The sequence below is a fragment of the Citrobacter sp. Cpo100 genome, assembly GCF_030332595.1.
Lineage (GTDB): Bacteria > Pseudomonadota > Gammaproteobacteria > Enterobacterales > Enterobacteriaceae > Citrobacter > Citrobacter portucalensis.
The window spans coordinates 139,576-153,782 of sequence record NZ_JAOWHM010000034.1 but is presented as its reverse complement, the minus strand read 5'-3'; the positions used below and the strand labels follow the sequence as shown (position 1 = coordinate 153,782).

Below are 14,207 nucleotides of genomic sequence, written 5' to 3'. Positions count from 1 at the left end.
TCAGGCATTAAGGACACTTTCTTCATGGCCAACTTTTTTATTGAGCGCCCGGTTTTCGCCTGGGTGCTCGCTATTATCATGATGTTTACGGGCGGTATCGCGATAATGAACCTGCCTGTCGCCCAATATCCACAAATTGCGCCCCCAACCATTACCATCAGCGCTGCCTACCCAGGGGCTGACGCAAAGACCGTTGAAGACTCCGTCACCCAGGTGATTGAACAGAATATGAATGGTCTTGATGGCCTGATGTATATGTCATCCACCAGCGATGCGGCAGGTAATGCCTCGATTATCCTGACCTTCAAAACGGGTACGTCACCCGATATTGCGCAGGTTCAGGTACAGAATAAACTGCAGCTGGCGATGCCTTCCTTGCCACAGGAAGTACAACAGCAAGGGATCAGCGTTGATAAATCCAGCAGCAATATCTTAATGGTTGCCGGTTTTATCTCTGATAATAACAGCCTGAGCCAATATGATATTGCCGACTATGTGGCCTCGAACATTAAAGATCCGCTAAGCCGCACTGCCGGGGTGGGGAGCGTACAGTTATTCGGTTCGCAATACGCCATGCGCATCTGGTTGGATCCACAAAAGCTCGACAAGTATAACCTCACTCCCGAGGACGTCATTACCCAGCTCAAAGTGCAGAATAATCAGATATCTGGCGGGCAGTTGGGGGGTATGCCTCAGTCAGCCGATCAGCAGTTAAATGCGTCGATAATCGTCCAGACGCGTCTGCAAACGACCGATGAATTTGGCAAGATCTTCCTTAAAGTTCAGCAAGATGGTTCTCAGGTTCTGCTGCGCGATGTCGCGCGCATTGAGCTGGGTGCGGAAAATTATGCAACGGTTGCACGTTACAACGGCAAACCCGCCGCCGGGATTGCGATTAAACTTGCCGCTGGTGCCAATGCCCTGGCAACGTCCCAGGCGGTCAAACAAGAGCTGAACAGATTATCGGCCTGGTTTCCGGCCAGTATGAAAACCGTTTATCCCTATGACACCACGCCGTTTATCGAGATTTCGATTCAAGGTGTTTTTCATACTTTGATCGAGGCAATCATTCTGGTATTCCTCGTCATGTATCTGTTTTTGCAGAGTTTCCGTGCGACGCTTATCCCCACTATCGCCGTTCCGGTGGTTATCCTCGGAACCTTTGCAATACTCGACGTCGCCGGTTTTTCGATTAACACGCTCACGATGTTTGGCATGGTGCTGGCGATAGGGCTGTTGGTCGATGATGCCATCGTGGTGGTTGAGAACGTAGAACGTATTATTGCTGAAGAGCACTTGTCTCCAAAAGCGGCAACGCATAAAGCAATGGGCCAGCTCCAGAGGGCGCTGGTTGGTATTGCCGTCGTGTTATCCGCCGTATTTATGCCGATGGCGTTTATGAGCGGGGCAACGGGTGAAATTTTCCGTCAGTTTTCCATCACCTTAATCTCCTCCATGCTGCTGTCGGTATTTGTGGCAATGAGCCTGACGCCTGCACTTTGCGCTATGTTGTTGAAATCCCATGAAGGAGAAAAGGAAAACACACATTTTCTGTTTACCCGTTTCAATCACTTCATGGAGAAATGCACTCAGCACTACACGGACAGCACCCGTAGACTGCTACGTCGCACAGGCCGTTATATGGTCGTCTATTTAGTCATTGGCGCGGGCATGATTATGCTGTTTTTACGCACTCCGACCTCGTTTCTGCCTGAAGAAGATCAGGGGGTATTCATGACCACGGCACAATTGCCTTCGGGTTCAACGATGGTGAACACCAGTAAAGTGCTCGGGGAAATAACCGACTACTACCTGACGAAAGAGCAGAAAAACGTTGCTTCTGTTTTCACCGTCGGCGGATTTGGTTTCAGCGGCCAGGGACAAAACAACGGTCTGGCGTTTATCAGCCTGAAGCCCTGGTCAGAACGCGTTGGCGAAGAAAACTCGGTTACCGCCATTATTCGACGGGCAATGATGGCCTTAAGCACCATCAATAATGCCGTCGTTTATCCGTTCAATTTACCGGCGGTCGCAGAATTGGGCACTGCATCAGGGTTTGATATGGAGCTGCTGGATAACGGTAATCTTGGGCATGAAAAAATGATGCAGGCGCGGAACCAGCTTCTGGCTTTGGCCAACCAGTCATCCGGTGAGGTCGACGGGGTGCGTCCGAACGGTCTGGAAGATACACCGATGTTCCGCATTCACGTCAACGCCAAAAAGGCTGAAGCTATGGGCGTTGCGTTATCGGATATTAATCAGACCATCTCCACCGCGTTTGGTAGTCGCTATGTCAATGATTTCCTGAACCAGGGGCGCGTAAAAAAAGTGTATGTCCAGGCCGATACGCCGTTCCGTATGTTGCCGGACAATATCAACCACTGGTACGTACGTAACGCCTCCGGTTCCATGACCCCGCTCTCCGCCTACTCATCCACCGAGTGGACCTACGGTTCTCCTCGCCTTGAACGCTACAACGGTCAACCAGCAATGGAAATTCTGGGCCAGCCGGTTGAAGGGAAAAGCAGCGGTGATGCGATGAAATTTATGGCATCGCTGATTAATAAACTGCCCGCAGGCGTCGGCTATGCCTGGACTGGTCTATCTTATCAGGAGGCGCTATCCACAAACCAGGCACCAATGCTGTACGGCATTTCGCTGATCGTCGTGTTTCTGGCGCTGGCGGCACTGTATGAAAGCTGGTCGATCCCGTTCTCGGTGATGCTGGTTGTGCCAATCGGGGTGGTCGGCGCTTTACTGGCTACCGATCTGCGTGGCCTGAGCAATGATGTTTATTTCCAGGTCGGCCTGCTCACCACCATGGGGCTGTCGGCTAAAAACGCCATTCTGATCGTCGAGTTTGCCGTCGAGATTATGCAGAAAGAAGGGAAAACACCGCTTGAGGCTGCGGTGGAAGCCGCGCAAATGCGCTTACGTCCAATTCTGATGACCTCACTCGCCTTCATCCTGGGGGTTATTCCACTGGCAATAAGCAACGGCGCGGGCTCTGGTGCGCAAAATGCCGTCGGTACGGGGGTTATCGGTGGGATGCTGGTCGCGACGGTACTGGCAATCTATTTTGTTCCAGTGTTCTTTGTCCTCGTTGAAAATACGTTAGCGCGATTTAAAGCTCGACGCTGATCCCCTGCCCTATCCCTGGGTTTAGATTATTAAATTTCCAGGGATGGGGCTTCGTTTGTCAGGTCTACGGTTATTAGCGAGCACGGCTATCCAGCGAGTTTCTCGTGGATAGCAGGGTAAGCATTACGCGGATTTTTTATAAGGAACGACTGAGGGTAGGAACAGAGGTTGTCAATTCTAACTAAAGCCAGGCTATCAAAACGGTTAATCAATAGTGCAGACCGGAACCTTTCAGATTTACAGCCAGTTCACCCAGTTTTGTATTCGGATGCTGATGGCACATTTTAACCATTTTCGGTACAGCTTCCGTTTCCACCTCATGCAGGGGAACATAATCATCGCCTTTAAAGTCAGAATTTTTATTAACAATCACAAAGGCAATTGCCGTCTTGTATTGCTGACTCATATCAACAAATTCTTTACAGGTCATATCTTGTGGCGCAGCTTCCGTTGCCTGAGTAGCAAAAGCACGGGTCATTGGTGCCATAACAGAGGTCACAAGAATAGCTGCAGAAACCATCATCTTAATATTCACTATGCGCTCCAGAGTTAGCATTAATTTTTATCGGCGAGCTTATCAGTTTTAACCAGCGTCGCATTTCTACGCAGGCTGATAAAAGCTAAAGAACTAAAGATCATCTCGACACCAATAAAAATTGAGGTAAATACATACGATCTGTCGGGATCCATATTCAGCCATACGCCGGCAATAAGCAGGTCAAAAATACCAATAAAAATGTTCCATCCATAACCCGGGCTACGGAACAGTTTGACCCCAGAGGCGATACGAAAAATCCCCCCCAGAATAAACAGGCAGCAAAATACCATTGCCAGTGAATTCATGCCTATCACAGGATTCACGAGGAAACAGTAACCCAGCAGTAACCACGCGATAGCAAAAAAGGCATAGGTAAATTTGGCTTTCAATTGCTTTTTACCTGAGCTAAACAGGCTATAAATAGAATAGAAACCACATACCAGGAACATAAAGCCGGTTGCATAACTTAAATAAACACCTGCAGCAATCGGATAAATCAAGCAGCAGATGCCACAAATCAACATCAACACCGCCATAATCGTCGCGTGCTTTTTATAATGAACGAGTGTTTTTTCATTAAACGCTCTCAGGCTACGCTGATTAAAAACAAACATACATCCTCCGTTATACATAAACGCAATGTAACCTGTTGACACAAGAATTATTACTCACTCAACATATGTTACTTACAATGGAATGATAAGACTTCCACTAAGGAAGCGTATATAAGAACAAGAGAATGTCGCTATGCGTATATTCCTACACATGTCAGACATCTGACACTTGTAGGATTAAACGGTCATTATTCTATCTTGGCTCTGATTCCTCTCTTTAACATTATTTAATATGCTTATTGCGTTTGGTGACATATACCAAATTTATTCAGGAGAAAGTAATGAAAAAGATTATTCTTGCGGGTGTGCTTGCAACCATGATGGGTTCAGCACCAGTGATGGCTGCTACTGCTACCACAACCACTCCGGCGCAAGCTGCTACCGCAAATGTACAAAAAGAAGCTGCCGATGTTATGCAGGTCGCAGTGCAAGGCGCAAATGCGATGCGTGATATTCAGCTTGCTCGTCTGGCCCTGTTTCATGGACAGCCTGACAGCGCTAAAAAATTAACCGATGACGCGGCTTCCCTGCTGGCAGGCGACAGCAAAGATTGGGCGAAATTTGTAAAAGCTGCGCCTAAAGCCAAGATGATTGACGATCAGTACGTGGTTATTAACGCTACGGTCGCGCTGTCAGAAGACTATATTGCGACTCCGGCCAAAGAATCCGCTATCAAAACAGCGAATGGCAAAATGGCCAAAGGCGACTGGAAAGGTGCAGTGGATACTCTGCAACTGGCTGGTATCAGCGTGCTTCAGACCCAATACCTGATGCCTCTGAATCAGACTCGTAAAGCCGTTGCCAGCGCGCAAAAACTGCTGGCTTCCGGTAAATACTATGAAGCAAACCTTGTGTTAAAAGGTGCTGAAGATGGCATTGTGGTCGATAGCGAGATGATCGGCGCAGGCCAGTAGTACTCAGCACTACGGAGTGTTGAACCAGGACTTTCTCTCCTGATCGGGCAGCTACAGCTACCCGATCAGGGGGATTAATGGCTAATCAGACTGTCTATCTCAATCTCAATTTCCCGCATAACAGCAATAATCTTCTGCAATGCCTCCTCGCGTACTGCCAGAGGAAGATCGTCATGTCGTCTGGATTCGAAAGGTTCGCACAGGTTCTGTAGCGCAGTGATACCCAGAATTTGCGCCGAGCCATGCAACCGGTGAAGAGCTCGCAAAAACAGCTGAGGTTCATCTTGCAGAACGGCTTTCTCAGCCGCTTGTATATCATTCAGCGTTGCCTCGCGAAATGTCTCGAGAATCTCGTTCATCAGTGCGCGATCGCCGCCGGTATTTTCCGTCAACACATTGAATTTCAAATGCCGGATTGTACAAGGAGACGCATAACCGGTTTCGATTTTACTCAATTCATGGGTCAGTGTCTGAATCGACACAGGCTTGAACAGGCACAAGTTCATACCATTTTGCAGGCATCGATCGCGTGACTGTGGAAGTGCGCTGGCCGTCAGTCCCCATATTTGTAAATTCGGCTGTTGACGACGTAGCGAAGCCGCGAGATCAAACCCGTCTTTTTTCGGCATATTTACATCGGTTATCAGCAGATCGTACGATTTCTTCGCCAGTTTGGCTTCTGCTTCCTCCCCATCACACGCTTCATCCACGCTGTAGCCAATGGCATTCAACTGTCGCTTGAGCAGCAGGCGATTGGTTGGATTATCGTCAGCTATCAAAATAGACAGACACGGAAGCGGTAACAGAGTACCGGGCGCATCGCCATCCGATACAATCGACTGTCGAGCCGTTTCAACCGGCAGCGTTATGGTAAACGTGGTTCCTTGCAACGGGACGCTCATCAACTCCAGCGTCCCACCCATCAACGTCACCAGTTCTTTGCAGATAAATAACCCCAGTCCAGAACCGGTTTGTTGACGCCCGCAGCGTCCCTGGGCGTAACGCTGAAACAGCCCCGCCTGCTCCTCTTCACTAATACCGCAACCGGTGTCGCTAATGGCAATAGTCAGGGTACCGTGATTCTCTCCCTCAGGCGTCAAACGGGCCGTTACATGAATGCTGCCCTGCTCGGTAAACTTCAACGCATTACCCACCAGGTTGGTGAGAATTTGCCGCAAAGCCTGCTGATCGACAAATACCCGCTCGTTCGCCGGCAACTGGCTAACGCAGGCAAGCGTAATGCCTTTCTGTCTGGCTAAGGCATCGAAAGAGTGACACTGCAATTCAATGAGCTGCGAGAGATCCGTCCATTGAGGAACAACCTGGTATTTACCAGACTCAATCTTATCCACATCCAGTATCTTACCGATCAGCCCAAGCAATGACTGGGCCGTCGCCCCGGTAAGGGCAATCGCCTCTTTTCGCTGTGCCGGGCTGAGTTCTGAACTCGACAGTAATTCCACAAAGCCAACAATCGAACTTACCGGAGTACGTAATTCATGGCTCATACTCGCCAGAAAGCGACTTTTGGCCTTGGTTGCTTCAATCGCTTTATTCTTTTCGTTTTCCAGTTCTTGAGATAATGCTTCTTTGAGATGAAGCTGCTCTTCCAGTAGCCGCTGCGATTGTTTCCTTTTATTTACCTCACGGGAGAGTGAGATCCCCCAGATCAGGCTAATTGCTATCAGCAGCAGCGCGAATATCCCCAGTTGATAGAACTGTTTGCTATATCGACTCCAGAAATCGACCTGCGTATTGGAAATTTTCGACCACCTCTCCGTCATCTGCAAAATTTCACGTGGCGGTATAGCCTGTAGCGCTTTATCCATAACAGACTTCAACATCGGCTCGCGGGGAGAGATTGCAAAACTTACCGACGCACCAGGCATATCTGGAAGCCTAAAAAAGTGCATATTTTTCTGGTAGTAATGATCGACCATAAATCTTGCCGACAATTCGGTAGCGATTGCCGCATCAACGCTGCCCTCCTTGACCATGGCCATCGCAACACTGCCAGTATCCGCATTCACCCAGGTGGCCTGCGGATAGCGTTGCTTCAGCTCGCTTTCCAGCACATGCCCGGCAGGCAAAGCAATACGTATCGGCTTCTCCAGTAGTGATTCGGCGGTTTCCTCACGGGAAGTGATCATCACAAATGCCACATTCATCAGCGGATCGCTAAAGGCCGAATTGCTCGGGTTTTGATGAGTTAGCGTGATAGTGGGATACATATCCCACTGTTCGCCGCTTATTCGCTTTGTCTGCTCACTTTTGGAGCTAGCTAAAATGGGTTCAAAATCGAGCCCCGTTTGCAGATGAATAATATTCAGCAAATCACCAATAATACCGCGTAACTCACCACTGCGATCGACCAGCGTATAGGGCGAGTAATCTGGGTTGATTAAAATGCGGATAACATGCTTTTTCTTCAACCACGCTTTTTCCTGATCGGTGAAAGGAATAGGCGCATTCAGATAGGCAAGGTTGCCGCGGTTCAGCCAGTTCTGCATGACTTGCATATGAATTTCATTACTGATTGACGTAATGAAACCATCAAGAATATTTCTTAATACAGGCTGATCTTCGTTAACGACAAAATAATTATATTGTTCTTGCTTATCAAAGTAGTGCGTAATAACCAGTGATTGTGAGAAGTATCGAGAGATACAATGACTGCTGGTGATATTGTTACCAATATAATATTGGTTATCGCCATTCACTACCGACGCCATAGCCTGATACTCATCGTCATAAAATGAGACTTTAGCCTCAGGAAAAGCCCCCTGGATAACATCGAGAAAAGGGCAATCCCGCACACACGCGACGCTAACCTGATGGTTCGAGGTCAGCGGCAGCAGAGTGTTTTTTAGCGATGTTACAAGCGTCGGCCACGTGGTCAGCAATGCCGAAGTGCGCAACAAATTCCCGCCAACATCCTGGCGTCGGGACAGTTGGGTTATCAGCGTATCAACATCGTTATTGGCGAGCGCGGCCAGCGCCTCTTGCTCATTATCATACTGCTTTATAATGATTTTTAGATTGAGGTTCTTTTGCATTAACGCAAGGTAATCCGCGTTGACGCCCCGATAATATTCACCGCTATTTTGATAAACAATGGGGGAGACTTCCGGTAACCAGGTGCCAACAACCAAGGTTTTTTTATGCGCTAACCAGTTTGTTTCTTCCCTGTTCAAGCCGATATTTTGCACTGAGGTATTATAGTTACTTTTTAGCTCAACTTGCCGAGCTGAGCTTACACCCGTAGACAACCCGATGGTAAAGATGACCATCAAAAAAATAAAAAAGCGTTCCAGCATTACTCTATCCTATTTTATTTCTCTGCGCATAATCATAAATTTCCATTAATGATGAACAATCTAATTTTTCCATCAACCTGCTTTTATAGGTACTTACCGTTTTATTACTGATATTCATTTTGCTGGCAATTGTGCTGTAATCCATGCCATTAAGGATATAACGCAATACTCTCATTTCCTGGTTCGACAATGTATCAAGCTTATCCTGCTCGCTGACGGATGAACCAGTAAAATGCTCAAGGGAAAAGGGAAAATAGCTATAGCCATTTTTTGCTGCTTCAATTGCGGCAAGAATATTATTCATACCTTCTTTTTTACTCACAAATCCGTTAGCACCGTATTCGGCGCTACGTTTGCCGTAAAAAAATTCATTTTTGGCTGAAATGATAATGATTACACCAGCATAGTGCCGCTTTCTCAGCTGCTCCAGCACTTCGATGCCACTGATACCCGGAATATCCACATCGATAATCAACAGCTCCGGTTTAGTTTTTTCAACGGTTTGAACCACTTGATCCCCACTGTCGAGTTCGGTGGTCACAGCGATACCATTGGTATCGAGTAAGTTGCGGATGGCAATGCGAGCCAATGGGTGATCGTCAACGATTATCGCGTTCATTGCGTATAAGAATCCCGATAAATAAAGAGAGGCGATGGCTATAGAGCAGATGAGTCTTCAATATTATGTTTTATAAACGCAAGACTTTAAGAGGAAAATTCTAGCATAGCCACGCGTATATTTTATTATTTTTTCATAATTCGAATGAATAAATCATAAAAATAACATTTTGATTTACAAAAATTAAACTTTGAACCTTTGTAAATATCAAATCATTAACACAACGTAAAGGAAAATTCCTACACATGTAGGACAGGTCTTTCATTTATTAGGGTTCATTCTTAACAAAACTATTAATATCAATAGCGTAGTAAGCATTAGAACCGTAAAAAATACGGAAAATGCCCCTCATTTGACGAACCTCCCGTTAGGGTGGCATGGTGGAAAACCGCCATCAAATGGCCGCTTACGTTGAACATTCCTATGCACATTTCTATGCCAGCAACTTTACATTAAAAACAAATATTGTTTTTCAATACGTTGCCTACGACAGTTTTTTGTTAATTTTATTTCTATATGAAATTATCCTACACTTGTCTTTATGCTTAAATAGAGCAGAAACAGCGCATTTCAAATTTCCAGGTTACATCGATGCGCTGCTAAAAAAATAAGATAGAGCATTTTTTCATACTTTCGGGTGATAACAATTTTACTAACCTGAATTTTGGAGAAACTGTAAATCCAGAAGGATCGTACACTGGCACAACCTGGCGGGAAGAAAAACCGGCCAACGTTAAAAGCACCACTTTCACATTCTAAGGAGAAAAATAGGTTACCAGAACAGCAACTTACGCTTCTCTTCTGGTAGTAAGCAAAGCAATTGATTGATGGCGTATAGCAAAATGAATCAAATACGAGAATCATTAAACAATGTTGTATTCCCTGACACAATGCCTGACGCATGGCCTTATCAATCCTGGTGTTCACCTGAAAATATTGATACCGATATTACATGGTACTCATTTACTGAGCTGGATTTGATGATCGAAGCCTAGCTGGGTAAAGACTCACTCATCCCGGTGAACAAAACCGTATGGGGTTTTGTGAACGAAAATGAACCATTAATCCAGATAGTTATCCACGAAGATATTGCATATATTGCAATTAATCACAGATTCTATTCATGGGTAATTATTGTTGCAGGAACATACAACTTAAACATCAGTCTCGATCTTGCCTCCATATTTAAACACACAGCCTTAGCCGATACAGCGCTATGTATTATAGCCAATCGCGTTGACATACATTCAGTAGAGGTATCTCTTAACACCGCCTGCTCTTTTATGAACTTCGTTTTCTTTCATGAATTGGTTCATTTGATGTGTTGCCAGCATCAATACATCAAGATGAATGGCAACCAACTTCCGTATATCAGGACCATGGAGTTTATTGCCGACTTTCTAGCGTACGAACATTCACTCATGCCTGTAACTTTCGAATATACCGTACAAAAAGACAACTGGGATCTGCAGATGAGTACCGCTCGATGCCTTGGCTTTGTCATCGCGTCCTATTTCATCATTAAGACGAAACAGATCAACAAGTTAAATCTATATCCATCCATAAATGAAAGAACCACCTTGTTGCTGAGTTATATATTATCGCCATCTTTAACGCGGAGTGAACGGGAGGGATTACTGCTAAAATATGAAGCCAGTGGAATAATGGATGCTTATATCCGGCGAGGAAAGCTAGGATTTAATATTGGCAATAATGATTCCCTCACCTCGACTGAATATTCTGCATGTCGTTGTAATTGCAGCAAATGCAGCGCATTCGCCAACGAGATATGTAACAAGGCCAAACCATTGAACAGCGAAGTATTAAACCATATGAGCATTTATACAGAATGCTTCCCTAAAAATAAGGTTTTTTACCCCTTTCCTGTTATAGATAAAAGAGATAACAAAACATCTCATTTTTGTAGTTTACAAAATCCTATACTGTTTTCCTTAGAGAAAACGATTAAAAGATCCTCTGCATTTCTATCAAACCGATTCCTGAGTTTCCACTAAGAGCCTAATGGGATAGGCTCTTAATCACTTATTTCCGTCATCCTTAATGTGGCTCTGGAACAGCAGAGCCACAAGAGAGACATTAATCAGGCTTTACTGGGCAACGCTCCCACTGCGTGCGAGCTTTTGACTGTCAGTGTAACGACAGCTGAGCACAACAGTGCAGCAATCATAAAGATAAAGGCGCTGTTATAGCTTCCGCCACTACTTTGGATAAGCCAGCCGATGATAGGCGCTGATACAACCCCCGCCATCTGGCCGCCAAAGTTAACAATACCGGATGCCCGCCCCATGATGTTGCTCGGGATCGTATCCATCAGAATGCCCCAGAACGTCGCCATGGCAAAGAACATGAACAGGGCTGAGACACACTGATAAACCACCGCCATATCTGCACTGCTCACGCTGAAAGTCAGATACAGGAATCCCGCGGCAATAACAGAGGTTACGACATACAGCGTTTTACGCTGGGGTTTGAATTTGTCTGAGCAATAACCGCCTAATAATGTTCCGCCTGCCCCGAACAGGAAGGGAATGGCCGCCATGACACCGGTCTTTGCCAGAGAAAACTCTCGTACGGTAATCAGGTAGCTTGGTAGCCAGGTTGAAAAACCCCAAAAGGTGATATCAAACAAAAACCAGATACTGGCCATTTGCCAGAGCACTGGCATTTTGAGTACGTCTTTAAACGCGATAGCGCTGGTGTTTTGCAGGCTCCCCTGATCGTCAGCAGCCAGCTCCGCCAGGTCTTGCTGCGTAATGGCAGGGTGATCTTTCGGGTTGTCACGCGTAAATAAGTAGATACCTGCCGCGATAAACAGACCGGGAATACCCAGCACGATAAAAACCATGTGCCAGCCAAATGCCCCGATGATGCTTGCCGCCACAACTACCGCCAGCGCTGGGCCTAAGGTGTTAACCGTTGACTGAATCGCCGTGGCGCGACCACGCTCTTTCGACGGGAAATAGGTTGATATCATCTTCCATGAGGCCGACGGGAAACATCCCTCACCGATACCAAAGAAGAATCGTACTGCTAACATCAGCGGCAGCGTCAGCACAGCGCCGGTTAAGCTGGTGAACACAGACCACCATGCAATACCAATGGCCATGATTTTGCGCGAGCCAAATTTATCCGCCAGTAATCCACCGGGAATTTGAAACGCAGCATAACCAATAAAAAAGGCGCTAATAATTAAACCTTGTTGAGTCGTATCAAGATTTAAATCTTTGCCAATATAAGGGAGCGAAACGCTCATCACCATTCTGTCGAGAAAAGAGAGCAGCCACGCCAGCCAGATCAGGGTCAGGACGGTATATCTTGCTTTCCAGGTCTTGGGTTTACCTGAAGGTAAAGACGTTTGTAGGTTCATTGTGATGTCCTTAGGGTGTAGTGATCTACCGCGGCCATAAATAGTCGCGATAGATCCATGCGTGTTTAGCGTTATTTATTAATATTGTTTTCTAATAACCGTACCGCTACAGGCATAACTTTCCGTGCCATTGATTAAGGCAATGCGCCCATTAACCATGACAATTTCAATCCCTTCCGGGTACTGATTGGGTTCCACAAAAGTGCCTTTATCCGTAATTGTGTTCGGATCGAACATCACAATATCCGCTGCATAACCTACCTTCAGCAGTCCGCGATCCTGCAAACCCAATACTTCAGCAGGTTTCCCCGTCATCTTGCGGATTGCCGCTTCCCAGCTCAGACATCCCTCTTCACGGACATATTTACCGAGTACGCGAGGGAATGCGCCAAACACGCGCGGGTGCGGTTTGCCAGCCCCCATTAAGCCGTCGGTACAGACGTTTTGCTCAGGTCGACAGAGAAACTTAATCACGTGCTCTTCGGTACCGTAGAAGTCGACCATCCCCACGGCGTTTTCCTCTTCAAAGAGCAGATCGAAGGTGGCGTTGTACGGATCTTTTCCGCGCAGCTCGCCCAACTGGACGAGGTTCAAACCGACAGCATCCTGATTTTTTGCCGTTTTTACGCTGGTGACAAAAATCTGGTCCAAACCGGCAAAATCGATAAAGTTATCCCAGCCAGGAATACCCTGCTGAATATCATCAATCATTTTGGCGCGCAGTTCGGGCGAGGCGAGACGCTCAAGTAATTTGTCCGTACCACCGGAGTGAACCCAGGGCGGCAGGATCACGCCAAGCATCGTACTGCCCGCCACATACGGATACTGGTCGAAAGAGATACGAATTCCCTCTTCCTGCGCCTGTTCCAGCATGCCCAGCATCTGGTCGATCAGCCCCCAGTTTTTCTTGCCGCAAACCTTCATATGCGAAATATGTAGCCAGACGCCGGTGGCTTTGGCGATATCAATCAGTTCCTGGGTTGAGTTGATAATATCGTCAGCTTCACTGCGCTGATGCACCACAAAGATCCCGTCATATTTCGCCGTGACCTTACACAGTTCAATCATTTCGGCAGTATCACCAAAAGCGCAAGGCATATAGATAAGTCCAGTGGAAAGTCCAAATGCCCCAGCCTTTAGCTCCCGCTCAAGGACTTCACACATCTTCGCCACGTCTTCACGGGTTGAAGGACGCCCATCCAGACCCATCGCTTCCATGCGCACGTTGCCATGAGGAACTAAATACGCGAGGTTTGTCGCCGGATGACGCGATGCCAGCAGATTGAGATAACCGTCTGTATTTTTATACTTCCAGTCAATTTTGTCGGTGTCACCGTCCAGCCCGGCGATATTTTTACGCCAGGCTGGAATATATTCTTCAGGTAGCGGTGCTAAGGCGACGCCATCCTGGCCCAACAGTTCGGTGGTGATACCCTGACGAATTTTTGCCGACAGCGCGGGGTTAATAATGGCCGACAGGTCAGAGTGCGTATGGGTATCAATAAAGCCAGGGCAAATAATTTTTCCTGTTGCATCAATTACCTGTTCATTGATGCCAACCTCAATTTGACCGATTTCGACAATACGTCCTTCATCAACCATCACATCGGCAATCCTGCCTTCACTGCCCGTCCCATCGATTACATTTCCGTTTTTGAAAATGGTTTTCATCGTTA

The 14,207-nt window shown here is 46.8% G+C and carries 9 protein-coding genes; 3 read left to right on the top strand and 6 right to left on the bottom strand.

Going from position 1 to position 14,207, the window contains the following annotated elements:
• Positions 1-24 precede the first annotated feature (24 nt).
• Positions 25-3,141 (top strand): efflux RND transporter permease subunit, encoded by a 3,117-nt coding sequence (locus OGX96_RS12275; protein ID WP_286583159.1) that lies wholly within the window; start codon positions 25-27, stop codon positions 3,139-3,141.
• A gap of 208 nt (positions 3,142-3,349) precedes the next feature.
• Here OGX96_RS12275 and OGX96_RS12270 read toward each other — a convergent pair whose 3' ends face one another.
• Both OGX96_RS12270 and OGX96_RS12265 read right to left on the bottom strand, forming a co-directional pair.
• The gene (locus OGX96_RS12270) at positions 3,350-3,697 is read right to left on the bottom strand and encodes an HdeA/HdeB family chaperone (protein WP_057068467.1); all 348 of its coding nucleotides are present in this window, start codon (positions 3,695-3,697) and stop codon (positions 3,350-3,352) included.
• On the bottom strand, positions 3,697-4,293 hold the full coding sequence (locus OGX96_RS12265; RefSeq protein WP_003826082.1) for a DUF308 domain-containing protein: 597 nt from the start codon (positions 4,291-4,293) through the stop codon (positions 3,697-3,699). Before OGX96_RS12265 ends, OGX96_RS12270 begins: the two co-directional genes overlap by 1 nt.
• A 281-nt stretch (positions 4,294-4,574) precedes the next feature.
• Between OGX96_RS12265 and OGX96_RS12260 the strand changes: the two genes are divergently transcribed.
• Complete coding sequence (locus OGX96_RS12260; RefSeq protein ID WP_057068462.1) at positions 4,575-5,207, top strand: YfdX family protein; 633 nt, start codon at positions 4,575-4,577, stop codon at positions 5,205-5,207.
• 74 nt (positions 5,208-5,281) lie between these two features.
• Here OGX96_RS12260 and OGX96_RS12255 read toward each other — a convergent pair whose 3' ends face one another.
• Together OGX96_RS12255 and evgA are read right to left on the bottom strand one after the other, a co-directional pair.
• The gene (locus OGX96_RS12255) at positions 5,282-8,524 is read right to left on the bottom strand and encodes an ATP-binding protein (protein WP_198801844.1); all 3,243 of its coding nucleotides are present in this window, start codon (positions 8,522-8,524) and stop codon (positions 5,282-5,284) included.
• A gap of 4 nt (positions 8,525-8,528) precedes the next feature.
• On the bottom strand, positions 8,529-9,143 hold the full coding sequence (evgA, locus tag OGX96_RS12250) for an acid-sensing system DNA-binding response regulator EvgA (protein ID WP_008785570.1): 615 nt from the start codon (positions 9,141-9,143) through the stop codon (positions 8,529-8,531).
• A gap of 1,019 nt (positions 9,144-10,162) precedes the next feature.
• On the opposite strand from evgA, the gene OGX96_RS22690 reads away from it, so the two are divergent.
• Positions 10,163-11,158, top strand: coding sequence for a phage exclusion protein Lit family protein (locus OGX96_RS22690; protein WP_502872639.1), 996 nt, complete (start codon positions 10,163-10,165; stop codon positions 11,156-11,158).
• An 86-nt stretch (positions 11,159-11,244) separates the two neighbouring features.
• Here OGX96_RS22690 and OGX96_RS12245 read toward each other — a convergent pair whose 3' ends face one another.
• Complete coding sequence (locus tag OGX96_RS12245; RefSeq protein WP_003826074.1) at positions 11,245-12,531, bottom strand: MFS transporter; 1,287 nt, start codon at positions 12,529-12,531, stop codon at positions 11,245-11,247.
• A 78-nt stretch (positions 12,532-12,609) separates the two neighbouring features.
• On the bottom strand, positions 12,610-14,202 hold the full coding sequence (locus tag OGX96_RS12240; protein ID WP_008785573.1) for an N-acyl-D-amino-acid deacylase family protein: 1,593 nt from the start codon (positions 14,200-14,202) through the stop codon (positions 12,610-12,612).
• Between the last annotated feature and the right edge of the window lie 5 nt (positions 14,203-14,207).